The organism is Pseudomonas cistanchae (assembly GCF_054483635.1).
The window spans coordinates 176,163-195,491 of record NZ_JBTLWN010000003.1 but is presented as its reverse complement, the minus strand read 5'-3'; the positions used below and the strand labels follow the sequence as shown (position 1 = coordinate 195,491).

Here is a 19,329-nt window from a genome sequence, read left to right as displayed (position 1 = left end):
AGGTTATGGATCGAGCAGTTTTGAGTTGTCGTAACCTCGGCAAGAGCTACGACGAGGGCCCACAGTCGGTGGTGGTGTTGCAGGACTTGCAGCTCGAATTGCACCCCGGCGAGCGTGTCGCGATCGTCGGCAGTTCGGGTTCGGGCAAGAGTACGTTGCTCAACATGCTTGGCGGCCTGGATACACCCAGCACCGGCAGCGTCTGGCTGGCAGGCGAAGAGTTGTCCGCGCTGAACGAGAAGGAGCGCGGCTTGTTGCGCAACCGCTCCCTCGGTTTCGTCTATCAGTTCCATCACCTGTTGCCCGAGTTCACCGCCCTGGAAAACGTCTGCATGCCACTGCTAATAGGTCGTACACCGATCAGCGAAGCGCGGCAGCGAGCAACCGCGCTGCTTGAGCGGGTAGGGCTTGGTCATCGTCTGGCACATAAACCTTCGGAGCTGTCCGGCGGCGAGCGGCAGCGGGTGGCCATTGCCCGCGCGCTGGTCAATCAGCCGGGATTGGTGCTGCTCGATGAGCCGACCGGCAACCTCGATCATCACACCGCGCAAGGCATCCAGGACCTGATGAAGGAGCTGAGCAGTGCCTCGCAGACGGCATTCCTGGTTGTGACCCACGACCTGGAGCTGGCCCAGCAGATGGATCGCATCCTCCGTCTGGAAGACGGCAAGCTGGTGGCTGCCTGATGTTTCGCCCGTTAAGCGTCTTTATCGGCCTGCGCTACACAGGCGCCAAGCGGCGCAACCATTTCATTTCGTTCATTTCTCTGACGTCGATGATCGGCCTCGCCCTGGGTGTGCTGGCGATGATCGTGGTGCTGTCGGTGATGAACGGTTTCCAGCAGGAAATGAGCACGCGCATTCTCGGCACCGTGCCCCACGCGACCATCAGTGCTGAGCAACCGCTGGAAAACTGGCAGGCGGTGGCGGAGCGCGCCGGCAGAAACCCACAGGTGCTTGCGGCAGCGCCCTTCGCCGAGCTGGAAGGCATGCTGTCCTTTCGCGGAGCGATGCAGCCGATTCAGCTGCAGGGCGTGGACCCGCAGCAGGAAACCAAAGTCTCGATCATCGGCGAGCACATGGTGCAAGGTCAGCTCACTGACCTGCAACCTGGTGAGTTCGGCGTGATCATCGGTGAAATCACCGCGCGACGGTTCCAGCTGCAGATCGGCGACAAGCTTGCGCTGATCGTTCCCGAGGTCAGCTCGGTGCCAGGTGGCATTACGCCGCGTATGCAGCGGCTGAATGTGGTCGGGGTATTCAAGGTCGGTGCGGAGCTGGACAGCTCGCTCGCACTGATCCATATCGCCGATGCCGCGCATATCCAGCGCCTGCAGCCGGGACAGGTACCCAGCGTGCGCTTGAAGGTGGCTGACCTGTATCAGGCGCCGCTGGTGTCCGCCGCGGTCGCTGCCGATATGGGTGCCGGTTATCGTGCCAGCGACTGGACCCTTACCCAGGGCAGTCTGTTCAGTGCCATGAAAATGGAAAAGACCATGATCGGTCTGCTGCTGTTGCTGATAGTCGCGGTCGCCGCGTTCAACATCATCGCAACGCTGATCATGGTGGTGGCCGACAAGGGTGCGGATATCGCCATTTTGCGTACCCTGGGCGCCACTCCCAGGCAGATCATGGGCATCTTTATGGTCCAGGGCACCGTGATCGGTCTGATCGGAACCCTGATCGGTGCCGTGCTGGGCGTGCTGGTGGCGTTGAATGTCAGCCAGTTGGTGGGCTGGATCGAGCGCCTCAGTGGTCAGCAGGTGTTCAGCTCGGACATCTACTTCATCAGCAATCTGCCGTCTCAGCTGCTGCTTTCCGATGTTCTGCTGATCTGCGGCGCGGCGTTCAGCTTGAGCTTTCTGGCGACGCTCTATCCTTCCTGGCGCGCGGCGCGTATCCAGCCTGCCGAGGCATTGCGCTACGAATAGCCGGCTTCGCCTGCAAAAAAGCCGTTACTCAGTAACGGCTTTTTTATGCTTGTTTTTCCCGCTCGAGGCGTTTTTCCCGGCGCCTGCGCCAGCTGCGCCGCACCCACCAGTGCCAGTAGGCATTGGTGCCGAAATAGCCGATAGCAGCGAACATCACGCCAAGCACGAACGAGCCCAGATACAGCGGTTGCCAATGCGTTTGCAGGATCTGACCGACCCAGGCCAGCGACATATGGTCGGGCATCTGCAGCGGCGGTGTACCGATCATCCAGGCACCGAACGTATAGCTGCAGTAGAAAACCGGCGGCATGGTGATCGGGTTGGTCAGCCACACCAGGCCTATGGATATGGGCAGGTTGGCCCGCGCCGGGACGGCTATCAGCGCGGCTGCTAACATCTGCATGGGCATTGGGATCATCGCCCAGAACAGGCCGATGGCCATGGCTCTGGAGACCGAGTGGCGGTTGAGGTGCCACAGATTGGGATCATGGATCAATGCGCCAAGGAAACGCAGGGATTTGGTGTCCTTGATGCGTTCTGGGCTGGGCATGTAGCGTTTAAATAAGCGACGCGGCATGAGGGGCTCGGTTGGCCTGGGGCGCCCGTATTATGCACAGGTTCGGTGCGAGCTGCTTTTACTCTTGTCGTACCGATTTGGCTTTGCTGAGTAACTGATCCACGGGACTGGATCTGGAGCGTGCGAATGCGCATAGGGATGTTTGCGCTGGTGTTGGGTATGTTGACGCTGCGCTGGTTGCCGGCTTTGCCGCCGACGTGGCTGCTGATCCTGCTGGCTGTTGTCGGTCTGATGGCATTGCCGTTTCGTAGCTACCCAGCCGCGCTGTTTCTATTCGGTTTCAGTTGGGCCTGTATTTCCGCACAGGCGGCGCTAGATGATCGCCTCGCACCTGAGCTCGATGGCCGAACCCTTTGGCTGCAAGGCCAGGTAGTGGGTCTGCCGGAAGCGGAGGCTGGTGTTGTCCGCTTCGAACTGGTCAATCCTCAATCACGGCGCGCGCAGTTACCTGCCCGCGTGCGTCTGTCCTGGTACGGCGGGCCGCCGTTGCGCGCGGGCGAGATCTGGCGTCTTGCAGTGCGTTTGAAGCGGCCTCACGGGCTGGTCAATCCGCAGTCATTCGACTACGAGGCGTGGCTGCTGGCGCAGCGGATCGGCGCAACCGGCACGGTGAAAAATGGCCAGCTGCTCTCATCGCTACACGGCTCGGCTGCCTGGCGCGATTCACTGCGCCAACGCCTGTTGGCCGTTTCTGCCCATGGCCGGGAGGGTGCGCTGGCAGCGTTGGTGCTGGGCGACAGTTCGGGGTTATCGACGGCAGATTGGCGAACCTTGCAGGCCACTGGCACAGTGCACCTGATGGTGATTTCCGGCCAGCACATCGGCCTTCTGGCGGCGCTGTTGTACGGCGTGGTGGCAGGGCTCGCGCGCATCGGCTGCTGGCCGCGGAACTGGCCCTGGTTGCCCTGGGCGTGCGGGGCCGCCGTCAGTGGAGCACTTGCCTACGGCTGGTTGGCGGGTTTCGACGTACCGGTGCAGCGCGCCTGCGTCATGCTCGGGCTGGTGTTCCTCTGGCGTTGGCGCTTTCGTCACCTTGGGGTCTGGTTGCCATTTCTGATGGCGCTGAGCGTGGTCCTGCTGCTTGAGCCTCTGGCCAGTTTGCAGCCGGGCTTCTGGCTGTCTTTTGGCGCAGTCGCCTTGCTGATTCTGATCTTCAGCGGCCGCCTTGGTGCCTGGCCCTGGTGGCGCACGCTGGGAAGAGCCCAGTGGGCAATGGCCATCGGATTGTTGCCGCTGCTGCTAGCGCTGGGTTTGCCAATCAGCGCCAGCGGGCCCCTGGCCAATCTGATCGCCGTACCCTGGGTAGGTTTGGCGGTGGTGCCGCTAGCTTTGCTTGGTACGGCCCTCCTGCCGGTGCCCTGGGTTGGCGAAGGGCTGTTGTGGATCGCGGGCGGTTTGCTCGATCTGCTATTCGTGTTGCTGCAGCACCTGGCCGCCGGGATGCCGGCCTGGTTACCCACCGCGCTGCCGATCTGGGCCTGGGCGTCGATTGCCTTGGCCGCATTGCTGCTCCTGCTTCCCGCGGGTGTTCCGCTGCGCGGTCTTGGCCTGGTTCTGCTGTTGCCGTTGTTCTACAGCGCCACGCCGCGCCCGGCTTCTGGCCATGCCGAGGTATGGATGCTGGACGTGGGGCAGGGCTTGGCGGTGCTGGTGCGCACCCGGGAGCACAGTCTTTTGTATGACGCCGGACCTCGCTTCGGTGACTTCGACATGGGTGAGCGGGTGGTGCTGCCTTCGCTTCGCAGCCTGGGCGTCGACGCACTGGACCTGATGTTGATCAGTCATGCTGACAATGATCACGCGGGCGGCGCGCTGGCCATTCAGCAAGGCATGCCGATTGCGCGGGTGCTCAGTGGCGATGCGCCGGCTTTACCCGTGCCGCTCGGTGCCCAATCCTGCGAATCAGGCCAGCGTTGGACCTGGGATGACGTGCACTTCACGACATGGCGTTGGCGCTCGGCCAGCGACAGCAATCAGGCGTCCTGTGTGCTGCTCGTCGAAGCCAATGGCGAAAGGCTGCTGCTGACCGGAGACATCGACAGTCATGCCGAGCGGGCCTTGCTCGACAGCGGTTTTGATACCCGCGCGCACTGGTTGGTTGCGCCTCACCACGGCAGCCGCAGTTCTTCCTCGCAGCAATTCCTCCAGGCCGTCGCACCGCACTCGGCGCTGATCTCCCGTGGGCGCCACAATGCCTTCGGGCATCCCCATGCCGAGGTAGTCGCGCGTTATCAGTGGTTGCCCGCGCAGCTTCACGATACGGCCGAGCAGGGCGCGGTGCGCATCAGTCTGGGGGCTTTTCTCCCCGCGCAAGGTTTGCGGGCGCAGTCGCGGTTTTGGCGAGAAAAATGAGAACGGCAGCGGTCGGCGAGTGCCGGACCCTATGCTAGAGTGGCGCCACTTTTCAAAGGGGATCTGCCACCGTGTGGGAACTGGTCAAAGCAGGCGGCTGGATAATGCTGCCAATCATTTGTTGTTCAATCGCCGCTGCCGGCATCGTTGCCGAGCGCCTGTGGACCCTACGGCCCAGCCGTGTCACGCCGCCGCACCTGCTTGGCCAGGTCTGGCGCTGGATCAAAGACAAGAAGCTCAACAATCAGAAACTCAAGGAACTGCGCGCCGACTCGCCGCTGGGGCAGATTCTCGCGGCCGGCCTGGCCAATTCCAAGCATGGTCGCGAGATCATGAAGGAGTGTATTGAGGAAGCTGCCGCGCGGGTCGTGCATGAGCTGGAACGCTACCTCAACGCGCTCGGCACCATCGCGGGCATTGCACCGCTGCTTGGCCTGCTCGGCACGGTGCTCGGCATGATCGAGATTTTCAGTTCGTTCATGGGCTCGGGCATGGCCAACGCGGCGCTGCTCGCTGGCGGTATCTCCAAGGCGCTGATCACCACTGCGGCCGGTCTGATGGTGGCGATTCCCGCATTGTTCTTCCACCGTTACCTGCAACGCCGGGTCGACGAGTTGGTGGTGGGCATGGAGCAGGAGGCGATCAAGCTGGTGGAAGTGGTGCAGGGTGATCGTGACGTCGACCTGGGTGAGGATAAGGCGTGAAGTTCCGGCGCAAACCGCGGGAGAACGTCGAAATCAACCTGGCCTCGTTGATCGATGTGGTGTTTATCCTGCTGCTGTTCTTTGTGGTCACCACCACCTTTACCCGTGAAACCCAGCTCAAGGTCGACCTGCCCGAGGCGGCGACCGGCACTCCGCCGGAACAAACCGAGCTCAAGCAGTTGGAGGTGTTGATCGCCGCCGATGGCAGCTACTCGCTGAACACCAAGGCGTTGTTGAAAAGCGACCTGGAAGGCCTAATGGCGGCTTTGCAGAAAGAGTCGGCAGGCGACAACAGCCTGCCGCTGATCATCAGTGCGGACGCCAAGACGCCTCACCAGGCTGTGATTACGGCGATGGATGCCGCCGGTAAGCTGGGCTTCGCCCATCTGCGCATCACCACGGTCGAGGCGCAGGCCGCGCCTTGATGATCGCCAGCCGATGAGCCTGGCCGAGCGTTTTACCGCCGCCTGGTACGCCGGTCATCCGGCGCTCGGCCTGTTGCGCCCGCTGGAATGGCTGTACCGCGTGGTGGTGCAGCGTAAGCGAGAGCGTTTTCTGGCCGGTGAGGGGGATATCTACCGCGCGCCGGTCCCGGTTGTGGTGGTGGGCAATATCACCGTCGGCGGCACCGGCAAAACCCCTCTGATTCTTTGGCTGATCGAGCATTGCCGTCGCCGCGGCCTGCGGGTAGGGGTGATCAGCCGCGGTTATGGTGCCAAGCCGCCACGTTTTCCGTGGCGCGTTCAGGCCGACCAATCGGCTGAAGTCGCCGGTGACGAGCCGCTGCTGATCGTGCAACGCAGCGGCGTGCCCTTGATGATCGACCCTGACCGGGCACGCGCGGCGGCCGCCTTGTTGGAGAGCGAAGCGCTCGACCTGATCCTCAGCGACGACGGCCTGCAACACTACCGTTTGGCCCGTGATCTGGAGCTGGTGCTGATCGACGCCGCGCGTGGCCTGGGTAATCGCCGCTGCCTGCCTGCCGGGCCGCTGCGTGAACCGGCCGAGCGCCTGGAAAGTGTCGATGCAGTGCTCCACAACGGCGTTTTGCACCCTCCGCATGGGGGTTATGGATTCGTCCTGCAACCAAGCGCACTGGTCAATCTGCGCAGCGGCGAGCGACGCTCGCTCAGCTATTTCCCTGAGGGCCAGGCGCTGCATGCGGTGGCCGGTATCGGTAACCCCCAGCGTTTCTTCAGTACCCTTGAACGGCTACACTGGCGGCCTGTCGCCCATGCCTTTGCCGACCACGCACACTACAGCGCCGAGTCGTTCGACTTCAGCCCGTCGCTACCCGTGCTGATGACCGAAAAGGATGCGGTGAAATGCCGAGCATTTGCTGCAGCGAACTGGTGGTACCTGGCGGTCGACGCTGAGCCTTCACCGGCGTTTGTCGGCTGGTTCGATCAGCAACTGCAGCGTCTGCAGGCCGTGCCGCGCTAAAATCGCTGCGCCAGTTCCGGCACCGGCACGCGTTCGCCTCTTGCAACTGTTCTATTCAAGGACTCTCCATGGACCCGAAACTACTCGATATCTTGGCCTGCCCGCTGTGCAAGGGGCCACTCAAGCTTGCTGCCGACAAGAGCGAGCTGACCTGCAAGGCCGATGGCCTGGCTTTTCCGGTGCGCGATGGCATTCCGGTGATGCTGGAAAGCGAAGCCCGTACCCTCAATGTCGACGAGCGTCTGGATAAATAAATGAGCACAGCCTTCACCGTTGTGATTCCCGCCCGCTACGCGTCCAGCCGGTTGCCCGGCAAGCCGTTGCAGACTATCGCCGGCAAGCCCATGGTGCAGCACGTGTGGGAGCAGGCCAGCAAGAGCAGCGCGCAGCGAGTCGTGGTGGCGACCGACGATGCGCGCATTGTCGAGGCGTGCCGTGGCTTCGGCGCCGAAGTGCTGTTGACCCGCGTAGATCACAACTCCGGCACCGATCGTCTGGCCGAAGTGGCCGCCGCCCTCGGGCTGGCGGCGGATGCCATAGTGGTCAACGTGCAGGGTGACGAGCCGCTGATTCCACCGGCCATCATCGATCAGGTGGCGGCCAACCTGGCGGCCAATCCGCAAGCGGCGATTGCGACGCTGGCTGAACCGATCGAGGACGTCGCCGCGCTGTTCAATCCCAACGTCGTCAAGGTAGCAACCGATCTGCAGGGGCTGGCCATGACCTTCAGTCGCGCGCCGCTGCCCTGGGCACGCGACGCCTTCACCGCAAGCCGCGAGCAGCTACCGGCCAACGTGCCTTATCGTCGGCACATCGGTATCTACGCCTACCGAGCGCAATTTCTGCATGACTTCGTGGCGTGGGGGCCGTGCTGGCTGGAAGACACCGAATGCCTGGAGCAGCTGCGTGCCTTGTGGCATGGGGTGCGTATCCATGTCGCCGATGCCTTGCAGGCGCCGCCGGCAGGTGTCGATACCCAGGAAGATCTCTATCGCGTTCGCCGTTTGCTGGAAGGCTGATGCGCATTCTCTTCGTCTGCCTGGGCAACATCTGCCGCTCGCCAACCGCCGAAGCGGTCCTGCGGCATAAGCTCAATGAAGCGGGGCTGGCGGGGCGCATCGAGGTGGACTCGGCAGGCACCGGCGATTGGCATGTCGGCAAGCCGCCGGACCACCGCACTCAAATGGCGGCGCGCCAACGCGGTTACGAGCTGTCCATGCTGCGCGGTCGGCAAGTCAGCGCAGAGGATTTCTCCCGCTTCGACCTGATCCTGGCCATGGATGGCAGCAACCTGAGCCACCTCAGACGCTTGCATCCAGGCACTGGAACGGTCGAGCTCGACTTGTTATTGCGGCGTTATCAGCTGGCTCTGGACGATGTACCAGACCCTTATTACGGAGGCGCGGAAGGTTTCGAGCAGGTTCTAGACCTGATCGAGCAAGCCTGCGATGCCCTGCTTATCGAGCTCAAAGGTCGTCTATGAAACTGGCGGTACGCAGCAACGTTTCGCTCCAACCCTTCAACAGCTTCGGCGTAGACGTCTTGGCCCAGCGGTTTGCCGAGGCGGGCACGGATGATCAGGTGCGCCAGGCAGTCGCTTACGCCAACGACCAGCAGCTGCCGTTGCTCGTGCTGGGTGGCGGCAGCAACCTGCTGTTGACACGCAATGTCGAGGCGCTGGTGTTGCGTATCACTAGCCGGGGTGTGCGCATCCTGCAGGATGACGGCGAGCGTGTGCTGATCGAGGCGCAAGCAGGCGAACCCTGGCATCCCTTCGTGCAAACCACCTTGAACCAGGGGTTTGCCGGCCTGGAAAACCTCAGCCTGATCCCCGGCACGGTCGGCGCGGCACCCATGCAGAACATTGGCGCCTATGGCGTCGAGCTGAAAGACGTTTTTGCAGGGTTGACCGCCCTGGACCGCCATAGCGGTGAGCTGCGCGAGTTCGCCTTGGCGGACTGCGACTTTGCCTATCGCGATAGCCTGTTCAAGCGCGAAGCGGGGCGTTGGATAATTCTGCGGGTGCGTTTTGCCCTGACTCGAACTGCTGAATTGCATCTGGACTATGGTCCGGTACGCCAGCGTCTTGCGGAACAGGGGATTGCGACGCCGACGGCTGTGGATGTCAGCGAAGCGATCTGTTCGATTCGCCGGGAGAAGCTGCCGGACCCCACGCAATTGGGTAACGCAGGCAGCTTTTTCAAGAACCCGCTGGTCCCTGCAAAACTGGCTCAACGTCTGCGTGCGGCATACCCGGACCTGGTGGCGTATCCGCAGGCGAATGGGCAGGTGAAGCTGGCAGCGGGCTGGTTGATCGAACGTGCAGGCTGGAAGGGCTACCGCGAGGGGGATGCGGGCGTGCACCGCCTGCAGGCGCTGGTGCTGGTCAATTATGGAGGAGCGTCTGGCCTGGAGTTACTGGCGCTGGCGCAACGCATACAGGCCGACATTGCCGAGCGTTTCGCAGTGAGCCTGGAGATAGAGCCCAACGTGCTTTAGCGTCTGCTACGCGTTGCGGTCAATGCTGAACCCTGGCCAAAACGCGCTTGAACGTTCAACCATAAAAAAGGGGATGCCGAAGCATCCCCTTTTTATTGCCGAGCAGTATTGCCTTACGGCTTAACCACTTCGTCGTCTTGCTGCTTGTGCGTTTCGCTATCTGCGGTGCTGGCTGGCAGTTCTTCCAAAGATGAGCTTTCAGCTACCGGCGCCGGAGTGTCGAGGTTGGCGTCAGACTCGCTGAAGTTATTGCTCTCAGCAACCGACTCCACTGCAACCTCAGCCACCGCAGGGGTCACCTGAGCAGGGGCGTTTGCAGCCTCGCGAGCCAGACGCTCCTCTTCACGCTGACGGCGGCGAACTTCCCGCGGATCGTTAGGTGCGCGGCCACTGCTGCTAACTGCTACCGCAGGCGCTTGCTCGGGTTCGGGCTCCGCAACGAAGGCTTCAGCTTTGGGCTCTGCCACCTCGGTCTGTAGTTTGTCCTCTTGCACTTGCTCCTGGGGTGCCTCAACGGTTGCAACAACCGCGGGTTCAGCAATAACTGGCTCGGCTTCAGTCACAGCGGGTGTGCTGAAATCGATGGCTGCTTGAGGCTCGACTGCTTCAACAGCTGGCTCAACCGGCTGTGTGGCAGCGAATGACCCGACTGGCTGGGCAGGTTCGGCGACAGCTTCCGGCTGTTCGCTGACCGCAGGCTCGACCTGAGCTGCCGCATCGGCCGCTACCACAATGGCTGCAGCGCTGACGGCTGCTGTCACTTCGCTTGAGCTGCCTTCGTTTTCTTCGCTGCTGTCTTCGCTGCCTTCAATCGGGTTGCCGTTGGCATCGCTCTGACGTTCGCGACGGTTGCTACGGCGCCGCTGGCCGCGGGAGCGGCGACGTGGGCGATCGCCACCTTCGCTGCTGTCCTGCTCGTCGTCCTGCAACTGTTCTTCACTGTTCAGCGCTTCTTCGTCGGTGACAGCCTGCTCGGCACGCGGTTGACGCTCTTCACGCGGCGCACGTGGCTGACGAGGTTCGCGTTGCGGACGTTCGCCGCGTGTTTCTTCGCTGGCAACGGCGGGCGCAGTTACGGCTGTTGGAGCGGCGTCCAGCGGCTCGCGCAATTCGCGCGGCTGGCGTTCTTCCCGTGGCTTGCGCTCACGTGGCTGACGCTCTTCACGGGGCGGGCGGGACTGACGAACTTCCTGCGGCTCGCGCACTTCCACGACATCGCGCGGGGTGCGTTCTTCACGAGGTGCACGTGGCTGACGCTCTTCGCGAGGGGCTCGCTCTTCGCGCGGCGCACGTTCTTCACGTGGCTTGCGCTCTTCATCGCGACGACCACCACGGTTGCGGTTCTGCTGACGGCCGTTACGACGTTCGTCGCTACGCGGCTGACGTTCGCTGGATTTCTTCTCGATGACGGCCGGTTTTTCTTCTTCCTTGCCGGCAAACAGACTGACCAGAGACTTGACCAGGCCCTTGAACAGGCTCGGCTCGGCTGCGACAGACTGTTCAACGACAGGAGCGCTAGGCACCGGCGCAGGACGCTGTGGCGCCGCCTTGATTGCCGCTTCTTGACGAACCAGTGTGCGGGTAGCGGCAGCTGGCTGCACTTCTTCCACTTCGGTGGCAGCCATTTCATAGCTGGACTGAGTGGATTGGGCTTCAGGGCTGTCGTCACGGATGCGCTGCACTTCGAAATGCGGCGTTTCCAGGTGGTCGTTCGGCAGGATGACGATACGTGCGCGGCTGCGCAGCTCGATCTTGGTGATCGAATTGCGTTTTTCATTGAGCAGGAAAGCTGCAACCGGAATCGGCACTTGGGCGCGAACTTCGGCGGTGCGGTCTTTCAGGGCTTCTTCTTCGATCAGGCGCAGGATGGCCAGCGACAACGATTCGACGTCACGAATGATGCCTTGGCCGTTGCAGCGTGGGCAGACGATGCCGCTGCCTTCAGCCAAGGAAGGGCGCAGACGCTGGCGGGACATTTCCAGCAGGCCGAAGCGCGAGATGCGCCCGACTTGTACGCGGGCACGGTCGGCTTCCAGGCTTTCGCGAACTTTTTCTTCCACGGCGCGCTGGTTCTTGGCCGGGGTCATGTCGATGAAGTCAATCACGATCAGGCCGCCGATGTCGCGCAGACGCAGTTGGCGAGCGATCTCTTCGGCTGCTTCCAGGTTGGTCTGCAGCGCGGTTTCTTCGATGTCGCTGCCTTTGGTTGCCCGCGCCGAGTTGATGTCGATGGACACCAGCGCTTCGGTTGGATCGATGACAATGGAGCCGCCGGACGGCAACTTCACTTCGCGCTGGAAGGCGGTTTCGATCTGGCTTTCGATCTGGAAGCGGTTGAACAGCGGCACGCTGTCTTCGTACAGCTTGATCTTGCTGGCGTACTGCGGCATCACCTGGCGGATGAAACTCAGCGCTTCTTCCTGGGCTTCGACGCTGTCGACCAGTACTTCGCCGATGTCCTGGCGCAGGTAGTCGCGGATGGCGCGGATGATGACGTTACTTTCCTGGTAGATCAGGAAGGGCGCGGCGCGATCCAGCGAGGCTTCTTTGATGGCGGTCCAGAGTTGCAGCAGGTAATCCAGGTCCCACTGCATCTCTTCGCTGGAGCGACCCAGGCCCGCGGTGCGTACGATCAGGCCCATGTCGCTCGGTGCGACCAGCCCGTTCAGCGCTTCCCGCAATTCGTTGCGCTCTTCACCTTCGATGCGACGGGAGATACCACCGGCGCGCGGGTTGTTCGGCATCAGTACCAGGTAACGACCGGCCAGGCTGATAAAGGTGGTAAGCGCTGCGCCTTTGTTGCCGCGCTCTTCCTTCTCGACCTGAACGATGACTTCCTGGCCTTCCTTGAGCACGTCTTTGATATTGACGCGGCCTTCCGGCGCCTTGCTGAAGTATTCGCGGGAGATTTCTTTAAGCGGGAGGAAGCCGTGGCGCTCTGAACCGAAGTCGACGAAAGCGGCTTCGAGGCTCGGCTCGACGCGGGTGATACGGCCTTTATAGATGTTGGCCTTTTTCTGCTCGCGGGCACCCGATTCGATGTCCAGATCGTACAGGCGTTGGCCGTCGACTAGAGCGACACGCAACTCTTCGGGCTGAGTTGCGTTAATTAGCATTCTTTTCATGTAGTACCGTCGGTTTCCGGTGCTGCTGGAAGCGGCGTTCGGTACACACGACTCTCAGGGGTCGGTGTCAGGCGCGTCAGAAACGGTCGTAAATCGTTTCAGGGTCAAGCGACAGTCAGCCAGTTGGGCTGGGTCGCGACAGACGTCTCCTGCTCGCTGTTGAAACAGAAAGCACTAAGTCAGGAGGAGGAATCAACTAACGGTAGCGGACGAGATAAAGCGTCTTGGTAAAGCGATTGCTACGCGGACCGACAGTTGTACATCTCCACCCTACACGTATCGCTGAAAATCGGGTACCGCTCGCGAAAATCCGCAGCGGGTTGACTAATATCGCAGCCATCCAAAGGGGATGGTCACGCGTCTATGAATAAGGCTTTATTTCCGAGTTATTCGCGGCGTTGCGGCGAAAGTCCCGTCGGACGGCCTCACGTCCTAAAAGGGTTGCGTTGGTTGGGGATGGCAGTTTTGGCGATCATCCGCAAACCAGGCCGCTTTTGGCGGCGTTTTCGACTATAGCAGTAATGATTAAGTGCTTCAATTCCATAAAAAATTGTTATGATTGCGCGATGACGAATCCTACCTCTACGACCTCTGGCGTTCAGCTACTTGAGGTTGCGCCGGAACTTGCCGGCCAGCGCATTGACAACTTTCTTCGCACGCAATTAAAGGGTGTGCCCAAGACCTTGATCTATCGCATTCTGCGCAAGGGAGAGGTGCGGGTGAACAAGGGCCGGATCAAGCCCGAATACAAATTGCAGGCCGGGGACATCGTTCGCGTTCCGCCGCTGCGTCTGGCCGAGCGTGACGAACCTGAGCCGTTGGCTCAGGGGCTGTTGCAGCGGCTTGAAGCGGCAATTGTCTATGAAGACAAGGCCCTGATCGTGCTGAACAAACCGGCCGGTATAGCAGTACATGGCGGCAGCGGCTTGAATTACGGGGTGATAGAAGCGTTCCGCCAGTTGCGTCCCGATGCCAAGGATCTGGAGCTGGTGCATCGGCTCGACCGTGATACGTCGGGGCTGCTGATGATTGCCAAGAAGCGCAGCATGCTGCGTCACCTGCATGAGGCCTTGCGCGGCGACGGCGTGGACAAGCGTTATATGGCACTGGTTCGTGGCAGTTGGCCGACTGCCAAGAAGCAGGTCAGTGCGCCGTTGCTTAAAAGCAATTTGCGCTCTGGCGAGCGCATGGTTGAGGTCAATCCCGAAGGTAAGGAAGCGTTGACGGTCTTTCGGGTGCTCCGCCGTTTTGGCGAGTTCGCCACTTTGGTCGAGGCCAAGCCTGTAACGGGGCGTACCCATCAGATTCGGGTGCATGCTCAGCACGCCGGGCATTGCATCGCTGGGGACAGCAAGTACGGTGACGATGACTTTACCCGCGAGGTTCGAGGGTTGGGTGGCAAACGCTTGTTTCTCCATGCCTATGAGCTGGTGGTGCCGCTGCCAGAAGGTGGCGAGCTGAGACTTGAAGCACCGGTTGACGAAATGTGGCGGCGAACGGTGGAGCGACTCGGTGCGTGACTACCGGCTGCTGATTTTTGATTGGGACGGCACCCTGGTTGACTCGATAGGCCGTATCGTTGAGTCCATGCATGCGGCAGCTGACGCTTGCGGGTTGCGGCGGCGCACGGATGAGCAAGTCAAAGGCATCATCGGTCTGGGATTGCCAGAAGCTATCCGCAGCTTGCACCCCGAGCTTTCCGATCCGCGCAGAGTCGAGCAGTTTCGGGTTCATTACAGTGCTCATTATCTGGCACTGGAGGCTCAGCCCTCGGCTTTCTTCGAGGGTGTGCAGGACTCGCTGGCCGCATTTCGAAGTCAGGGTTACGTTCTGACGGTCGCGACCGGAAAAAGTCGTCACGGCCTGAACCGTGTCTTGCAGGGGCTTGGTTGGCTCGACTATTTCGACGCAACGCGATGTGCCGACGAGACGGCCAGCAAGCCTGATCCGCTGATGCTCGAAGAGATTCTCGGGCAATTTGGCGTGGAGCCTCGGGATGCGCTGATGGTCGGTGATTCGTCCTTCGATTTACTGATGGCGCGCCGCGCGGGTATCGACTGCGTTGCGGTAGGCTACGGTGCCCAGCCGCTGAAAGCGTTGCGCGCACACTCGCCGGTTCTGGCGATCGAACATTTCAATGAATTGCGTGCCTGGCTAGAGCGGTGCGTAGAGATTCCACGGGTTGAGGCGGATGAATATGTCGGATGAATGGAAGGCATCGGCTGCGGGTGAGGGCGATGCCAAGAGCTGGAAGTTGCTGGAAACAACGCTGCTGGCTGGCGTGCAAGAACAGCGTAGGGCTCGACGCTGGGGGATTTTCTTCAAGCTGTTGACCTTCATCTATCTGTTTGGCGCGTTGGCATTGTTCTCGCCAATGCTGAGTCTGCAGAAAGGCAGCGGCGGCAGCTCCGCTCATACTGCCTTGATTGAGGTGCGCGGGATGATTGCGGACCAAGAGGCGGCTAGTGCCGACCGAATCGTCGGTAGCCTGCGTGCGGCGTTCGAGGACACCAACACCAAAGGCGTGATTCTGCGCATCAACAGCCCTGGTGGCAGTCCGGTGCAGTCGGGTTATATCTACGATGAGATACGCCGCCTTCGCACTGAGTATCCTGCGATCAAGGTTTACGCGGTAATCAGTGATCTAGGGGCTTCAGGGGCTTACTACATTGCCAGCGCGGCGGATCAGATCTATGCCGACAAAGCTAGCCTGGTTGGTTCGATTGGTGTGACGGCGGCGGGTTTCGGCTTTGTGGGGACCATGGAAAAGCTGGGTGTCGAGCGCCGTGTCTACACCTCTGGCGAGCACAAGGCATTTCTTGACCCATTCCAGCCGCCGAAGGAAGAAGAAGCGCAATTCTGGAAAACGGTGCTGGAAACCACCCATCGCCAGTTCATCGACAGCGTCAAGAAGGGGCGGGGCGACCGCTTGAAAGCCGACGAGCATCCGGAGTTGTTCTCCGGGCTGGTTTGGTCCGGGGAGCAGGCGCTGCAGTTAGGCTTGGTCGACGCCCTTGGTAATGCAAGCTATGTAGCAAGAGAAGTCATTGGTGAAAAGGAAATGGTCGATTTCACCGTGCAGGACAGCCCAATCGACCGATTTGCGAAAAAGCTGGGCGCCAGCGTAGGCGAGCAAATCGCCCTGTGGATGGGGTTCCAAGGACCGACACTGCGTTAACAGCCGCAAACTATGCCCGATGCCTCGAACGAGGTATCGGACATTTTTCTCAGGGAATCTCGGCGCCGGCCGCGTTGAGCATTTCCACCAGGCGAATCAAAGGCAGGCCGACCAGACTGGTCGCGTCTGTGCCTTCCGTACCGCGAAACAAGCTGACTCCCAGTCCCTCGGCTTTAAAGCTGCCCGCGCAGTCATAGGGCTGCTCGGCATGCAGGTAGCGGACGATTTGCGCCTCACTAAGAGCGCGAAAATGCACGCTGAAGGGAATGCAATCGACTTCACATGTGCCATTGGCGCTATTCAGCAGGGCAATTCCGGTTAGAAAAGTGACGGTCCTGCCACTGGCGGCCATCAGCTGCTCGCGAGCGCGCTCGAATTCGTGGGGTTTGCCAAGGATTTGTTGGTCGAGAACCGCAACCTGGTCGGAGCCGATGATCAGATGATTGTCATGGCTCGAGCACAGCGCCGTCGCTTTTGCGTGGGCAAGGCGCCGTACCAGCGCTTCGGCTTGTTCGTGGGGCTGGCAACTTTCATCTATGTCCGGTGCGCTCCAGATGAAAGGTAAGCATAAGCGGCTGAGCAGCTCGCGACGGTAGGGTGAGCTGGATGCAAGCACCAGAGGCAGCATGTGCTTCTCCTTTTATATGGAGGCGGGATTTTAGCTGTTGGCCGAGTCGCGGGACAGGCTGAATTTCCTTTGACAGGGGAGGGGCGCATCCCTAGAATGCGGCGCCTATGTCGAATGCACCGATTCCACCTCACGTTGATCCGCGCAAGTTAGCTGATCGTGGCGCCACCCTTGAAGGTGATTTGCTGCTGGCCAATTTGTCGCGACTCTGCGATCCACTTGCCGATAATCAAGGTGAGGTGCGCGCGAAGTTCGTCTTCGAGCGCGACGAGCGTAACGCTGTGGTTATTCGTAGCGAGCTCGATGTTGAAGTGAAAATGGTATGCCAGCGTTGTCTGGAACTGGTCGCTCTGCCGATCCATAGCGAGTGTGATTACGCCGTGGTGAAGGAAGGAGCGAATACCCAGTCCGTGCCGGAAGGCTATGACGTGCTGGAGCTGGGTGAAGACCCATTGGATCTGCTGGCGCTGGTTGAGGAAGAGCTGTTGCTCGCCTTGCCCATTGTCCCGGCTCATGACCCTAAAGATTGCCAGCAACCGGCTGGGCTCGATGAGCCCGAGTCGAGCGAGGACGAGGTAACGCGGTCCAACCCGTTCAATGTATTGGCGCAGTTAAAGCGTGACCCAAACGTTTAGGAGTTAATTAGTTATGGCTGTTCAGCAGAACAAAAAATCCCGTTCCGCCCGTGACATGCGTCGTTCGCACGATGCTCTCGAAGGCAATGCATTGTCCGTCGAGAAAAGCACGGGTGAAGTTCACCTGCGTCACCACGTTTCGCCGGAAGGCGTTTACCGTGGCCGCAAGGTGATCGACAAGGGCGCTGACGAGTAAATCTTGCCCGCCCCTGTTATCGCGATTGATGCAATGGGTGGGGACTTCGGTCCCCACTGCATTGTTCCAGCCAGCATCGCCTGTTTGGTTGATAACCCCTCGCTTCATCTGGTCCTTGTCGGCCAAGCTCCCCTCATCAAAGATCTGTTGGCTAAACATGCTTCCGGTATCGATCAATCGCGCCTGCAGATCGAGCATGCCAGCGAAGTGATTGCCATGGACGAGCGTCCTGCTCAGGCTTTGCGCGCCAAGCCTGACTCTTCGATGCGCGTCGCGCTGGAATTGCTGCGCAGCGGCCGAGCGCAGGCGTGTGTCAGCGCGGGCAATACCGGTGCGCTGATGGCGTTGTCGCGTTATGTCCTGAAGACGCTGCCTGGCATCGATCGCCCGGCGATGGTTACGGCGATACCCACGCAGCAGGGGGCCTGCCATTTGCTGGATTTGGGCGCCAACGTCGACTGTAGCGCCGAGCATCTATATCAGTTCGCGGTCATGGGCTCCGTTGCGGTTGAGGTGCTAGGCGTACCTAGGCCGCGGGTCGCGTTGCTCAATATCGGTACCGAAGACGTGAAGGGCAACCAGCAGGTGAAGTTGGCCGCTAGTTTGTTGCAGCAGGCCAAGGGGCTCAATTACATCGGCTTTGTTGAAGGTGATGGGCTGTATCGAGGCGAGGCTGACGTAGTGGTGTGCGATGGCTTCGTTGGCAATATCTTGCTTAAATCGAGCGAGGGGCTTGCCTCGATGATCGCCGACCGAATCGAAACGCTGTTTACCCAGAATTTTGCCGCGCGCATGGTTGGTGCGCTGGCATTGCCCATCCTCAGCCGCTTGCGGGATGACCTGGCACCGGCTCAGCACAATGGAGCAAGTTTTCTCGGATTGCAGGGCATTGTGATCAAAAGCCATGGCGCCGCCGGCCCCGAAGGGTTCAAAAGCGCCATCGGCCGCGCAATTACGGAAATCGAAGAGAACCTTCCTCAGCGCCTGCACGGACGCTTGGAAGATCTGCTGCTGTGATGTGACCGCAGCAGTTGGCTTGCCATCCAACTGTCAGTTTGGTGCGTCAGGCTTTGCCTGGCGTGCATATCTCCGACGACTAAGACCATTAGGGACCCGTTTTATGTCTGCATCCCTCGCATTCGTCTTCCCCGGCCAGGGCTCACAGTCGCTTACGATGCTGGCTGAGCATGGCGCGCAGTACCCGATAATTGTTTCGAGCTTCGCTGAAGCGTCCGACGCGCTCGGTTACGACCTCTGGGCGTTGGTCCAGAACGGACCGGAAGAGCGCCTCAATCAAACTGATAAAACCCAGCCAGCGATCCTTACGGCGTCTATCGCCCTGTGGCGCTTGTGGCTGGCGGAAGGTAGTGCGCGTCCGGCATTCGTCGCAGGTCATAGTCTTGGCGAATATTCCGCACTGGTAGCAGCGGGCAGCCTGGCTTTTGGCGAAGCGGTAAAGCTGGTTGCCCTGCGTGGTCAGTTGATGCAGCAGGCCGTACCGGCGGGGCAGGGGGCGATGGCCGCCATTCTGGGGCTGGACGATGCCGACGTATTGGCCGCCTGTACCGAGGCGGCGCAGGGCGAGGTAGTCAGCGCGGTGAATTTTAATGCTCCGGGTCAGGTCGTCATCGCTGGCGGCGCTGCGGCGGTGGCGCGCGCTGTCGACGCTTGCAAGGCGCGTGGTGCCAAGCGTGCCATGCCGCTTCCGGTCAGCGTACCGTCGCATTGCGAACTGATGCGTCCGGCTGCGCAACGCTTCGCGGAGTCTGTCGCTTCGATTGCCTGGCAGGCGCCACAAATTCCTTTGGTGCAGAACGTCAGCGCAGCTCTGGTAGCGGACCTGGATAACCTGAAAAGTAATTTGCTGGCGCAGCTATACAGTCCAGTGCGCTGGGTAGAATCCATCGTATGCCTAGCAGGCCAGGGTGTAACCGATCTGGTTGAATGCGGCCCTGGTCGGGTTCTTTCAGGGTTGAACAAGCGCTGCGTCAAAGGCATCAATACCCATAACCTGGATACCCCTGATGCCTTCGCCGCCACTTGTGCGGCCCTGGCTTGAATA

General features: G+C 60.8%; 20 protein-coding genes. 17 read left to right on the top strand and 3 right to left on the bottom strand.

The window, feature by feature from the left end:
- The first annotated feature begins 5 nt into the window (after positions 1-5).
- Complete coding sequence (gene lolD, locus ACX0MV_RS10965; RefSeq protein WP_458982803.1) at positions 6-686, top strand: lipoprotein-releasing ABC transporter ATP-binding protein LolD; 681 nt, start codon at positions 6-8, stop codon at positions 684-686.
- On the top strand, positions 686-1,930 hold the full coding sequence (locus tag ACX0MV_RS10960; protein WP_458982539.1) for a lipoprotein-releasing ABC transporter permease subunit: 1,245 nt from the start codon (positions 686-688) through the stop codon (positions 1,928-1,930). Before lolD ends, ACX0MV_RS10960 begins: the two co-directional genes overlap by 1 nt.
- Before the next feature lie 43 nt (positions 1,931-1,973).
- Here the strand turns inward: ACX0MV_RS10960 and ACX0MV_RS10955 are convergent, their stop codons facing one another.
- Positions 1,974-2,507: a DUF2062 domain-containing protein gene (locus tag ACX0MV_RS10955; RefSeq protein ID WP_458982538.1), complete on the bottom strand. Its 534-nt coding sequence runs from the start codon at positions 2,505-2,507 to the stop codon at positions 1,974-1,976.
- 126 nt (positions 2,508-2,633) lie between these two features.
- On the opposite strand from ACX0MV_RS10955, the gene ACX0MV_RS10950 reads away from it, so the two are divergent.
- The 8 genes from ACX0MV_RS10950 (at position 2,634) to murB (ending at position 9,505) form a co-directional block, all read left to right on the top strand.
- The gene (locus tag ACX0MV_RS10950) at positions 2,634-4,859 is read left to right on the top strand and encodes a DNA internalization-related competence protein ComEC/Rec2 (RefSeq protein ID WP_458982537.1); all 2,226 of its coding nucleotides are present in this window, start codon (positions 2,634-2,636) and stop codon (positions 4,857-4,859) included.
- A gap of 71 nt (positions 4,860-4,930) precedes the next feature.
- Positions 4,931-5,563, top strand: coding sequence for a MotA/TolQ/ExbB proton channel family protein (locus ACX0MV_RS10945; protein ID WP_458982536.1), 633 nt, complete (start codon positions 4,931-4,933; stop codon positions 5,561-5,563).
- Entirely contained in the window at positions 5,560-5,988 is a 429-nt protein-coding gene (locus ACX0MV_RS10940) for an ExbD/TolR family protein (protein ID WP_458982535.1), read from the top strand. The genes ACX0MV_RS10945 and ACX0MV_RS10940 overlap by 4 nt, the downstream gene beginning before the upstream one ends.
- Before the next feature lie 13 nt (positions 5,989-6,001).
- Positions 6,002-7,006, top strand: a complete 1,005-nt coding sequence (gene lpxK, locus ACX0MV_RS10935) for a tetraacyldisaccharide 4'-kinase (RefSeq protein WP_458982534.1) — start codon at positions 6,002-6,004, stop codon at positions 7,004-7,006.
- Positions 7,007-7,074: 68 nt separating this feature from the next.
- A complete protein-coding gene (locus ACX0MV_RS10930; protein ID WP_458982533.1) occupies positions 7,075-7,260 on the top strand; it encodes a Trm112 family protein in 186 nt (61 codons plus the stop codon).
- The gene (gene kdsB / locus ACX0MV_RS10925) at positions 7,261-8,025 is read left to right on the top strand and encodes a 3-deoxy-manno-octulosonate cytidylyltransferase (protein ID WP_458982532.1); all 765 of its coding nucleotides are present in this window, start codon (positions 7,261-7,263) and stop codon (positions 8,023-8,025) included.
- A complete protein-coding gene (locus ACX0MV_RS10920; RefSeq protein ID WP_458982531.1) occupies positions 8,025-8,489 on the top strand; it encodes a low molecular weight protein-tyrosine-phosphatase in 465 nt (154 codons plus the stop codon). Before kdsB ends, ACX0MV_RS10920 begins: the two co-directional genes overlap by 1 nt.
- On the top strand, positions 8,486-9,505 hold the full coding sequence (gene murB / locus ACX0MV_RS10915; protein ID WP_458982530.1) for a UDP-N-acetylmuramate dehydrogenase: 1,020 nt from the start codon (positions 8,486-8,488) through the stop codon (positions 9,503-9,505). Before ACX0MV_RS10920 ends, murB begins: the two co-directional genes overlap by 4 nt.
- A gap of 113 nt (positions 9,506-9,618) precedes the next feature.
- Here murB and rne read toward each other — a convergent pair whose 3' ends face one another.
- Positions 9,619-12,630 (bottom strand): ribonuclease E, encoded by a 3,012-nt coding sequence (rne, locus tag ACX0MV_RS10910; protein ID WP_458982529.1) that lies wholly within the window; start codon positions 12,628-12,630, stop codon positions 9,619-9,621.
- Positions 12,631-13,196: 566 nt separating this feature from the next.
- Between rne and rluC the strand changes: the two genes are divergently transcribed.
- Genes rluC through sppA form a run of 3 tightly spaced genes read left to right on the top strand, consistent with a single transcriptional unit; the run spans position 13,197 to position 15,808 of the window.
- On the top strand, positions 13,197-14,150 hold the full coding sequence (gene rluC, locus ACX0MV_RS10905; RefSeq protein WP_458982528.1) for a 23S rRNA pseudouridine(955/2504/2580) synthase RluC: 954 nt from the start codon (positions 13,197-13,199) through the stop codon (positions 14,148-14,150).
- On the top strand, positions 14,143-14,838 hold the full coding sequence (locus tag ACX0MV_RS10900; RefSeq protein WP_458982527.1) for an HAD-IA family hydrolase: 696 nt from the start codon (positions 14,143-14,145) through the stop codon (positions 14,836-14,838). The genes rluC and ACX0MV_RS10900 overlap by 8 nt, the downstream gene beginning before the upstream one ends.
- On the top strand, positions 14,828-15,808 hold the full coding sequence (gene sppA / locus ACX0MV_RS10895; RefSeq protein ID WP_458982526.1) for a signal peptide peptidase SppA: 981 nt from the start codon (positions 14,828-14,830) through the stop codon (positions 15,806-15,808). The genes ACX0MV_RS10900 and sppA overlap by 11 nt, the downstream gene beginning before the upstream one ends.
- A gap of 49 nt (positions 15,809-15,857) precedes the next feature.
- Here the strand turns inward: sppA and ACX0MV_RS10890 are convergent, their stop codons facing one another.
- Entirely contained in the window at positions 15,858-16,436 is a 579-nt protein-coding gene (locus tag ACX0MV_RS10890; RefSeq protein ID WP_458982525.1) for a Maf family protein, read from the bottom strand.
- A 107-nt stretch (positions 16,437-16,543) separates the two neighbouring features.
- On the opposite strand from ACX0MV_RS10890, the gene ACX0MV_RS10885 reads away from it, so the two are divergent.
- The 4 genes from ACX0MV_RS10885 (at position 16,544) to fabD (ending at position 19,326) form a co-directional block, all read left to right on the top strand.
- The gene (locus tag ACX0MV_RS10885; RefSeq protein ID WP_458982524.1) at positions 16,544-17,071 is read left to right on the top strand and encodes a YceD family protein; all 528 of its coding nucleotides are present in this window, start codon (positions 16,544-16,546) and stop codon (positions 17,069-17,071) included.
- 13 nt (positions 17,072-17,084) lie between these two features.
- On the top strand, positions 17,085-17,267 hold the full coding sequence (gene rpmF / locus ACX0MV_RS10880) for a 50S ribosomal protein L32 (protein ID WP_025167420.1): 183 nt from the start codon (positions 17,085-17,087) through the stop codon (positions 17,265-17,267).
- A 3-nt stretch (positions 17,268-17,270) separates the two neighbouring features.
- Positions 17,271-18,284 (top strand): phosphate acyltransferase PlsX, encoded by a 1,014-nt coding sequence (gene plsX / locus ACX0MV_RS10875; protein ID WP_458982523.1) that lies wholly within the window; start codon positions 17,271-17,273, stop codon positions 18,282-18,284.
- 103 nt (positions 18,285-18,387) lie between these two features.
- Positions 18,388-19,326 carry an ACP S-malonyltransferase gene (gene fabD / locus ACX0MV_RS10870; RefSeq protein WP_458982522.1) on the top strand — a complete coding sequence of 313 codons (939 nt, stop codon included), beginning with the start codon at positions 18,388-18,390 and terminating at the stop codon, positions 19,324-19,326.
- The last annotated feature ends 3 nt before the right edge of the window (positions 19,327-19,329 follow it).

Bases quoted from the DNA above. Each gene is read 5' to 3' on its own strand.
- lolD (WP_458982803.1), top strand. From the start codon at position 6: ATGGATCGAGCAGTTTTGAGTTGTCGTAACCTCGGCAAGAGCTACGAC.
- murB (WP_458982530.1), top strand. From the start codon at position 8,486: ATGAAACTGGCGGTACGCAGCAACGTTTCGCTCCAACCCTTCAACAGC.
- fabD (WP_458982522.1), top strand. From the start codon at position 18,388: ATGTCTGCATCCCTCGCATTCGTCTTCCCCGGCCAGGGCTCACAGTCG.
- rluC (WP_458982528.1), top strand. From the start codon at position 13,197: ATGACGAATCCTACCTCTACGACCTCTGGCGTTCAGCTACTTGAGGTT.
- ACX0MV_RS10930 (WP_458982533.1), top strand. From the start codon at position 7,075: ATGGACCCGAAACTACTCGATATCTTGGCCTGCCCGCTGTGCAAGGGG.
- lpxK (WP_458982534.1), top strand. From the start codon at position 6,002: ATGAGCCTGGCCGAGCGTTTTACCGCCGCCTGGTACGCCGGTCATCCG.
- rne (WP_458982529.1), bottom strand. From the start codon at position 12,630: ATGAAAAGAATGCTAATTAACGCAACTCAGCCCGAAGAGTTGCGTGTC.
- ACX0MV_RS10920 (WP_458982531.1), top strand. From the start codon at position 8,025: ATGCGCATTCTCTTCGTCTGCCTGGGCAACATCTGCCGCTCGCCAACC.
- kdsB (WP_458982532.1), top strand. From the start codon at position 7,261: ATGAGCACAGCCTTCACCGTTGTGATTCCCGCCCGCTACGCGTCCAGC.
- ACX0MV_RS10960 (WP_458982539.1), top strand. From the start codon at position 686: ATGTTTCGCCCGTTAAGCGTCTTTATCGGCCTGCGCTACACAGGCGCC.
- ACX0MV_RS10955 (WP_458982538.1), bottom strand. From the start codon at position 2,507: ATGCCGCGTCGCTTATTTAAACGCTACATGCCCAGCCCAGAACGCATC.
- ACX0MV_RS10890 (WP_458982525.1), bottom strand. From the start codon at position 16,436: ATGCTGCCTCTGGTGCTTGCATCCAGCTCACCCTACCGTCGCGAGCTG.
- rpmF (WP_025167420.1), top strand. From the start codon at position 17,085: ATGGCTGTTCAGCAGAACAAAAAATCCCGTTCCGCCCGTGACATGCGT.
- ACX0MV_RS10950 (WP_458982537.1), top strand. From the start codon at position 2,634: ATGCGCATAGGGATGTTTGCGCTGGTGTTGGGTATGTTGACGCTGCGC.
- ACX0MV_RS10885 (WP_458982524.1), top strand. From the start codon at position 16,544: ATGTCGAATGCACCGATTCCACCTCACGTTGATCCGCGCAAGTTAGCT.
- sppA (WP_458982526.1), top strand. From the start codon at position 14,828: ATGTCGGATGAATGGAAGGCATCGGCTGCGGGTGAGGGCGATGCCAAG.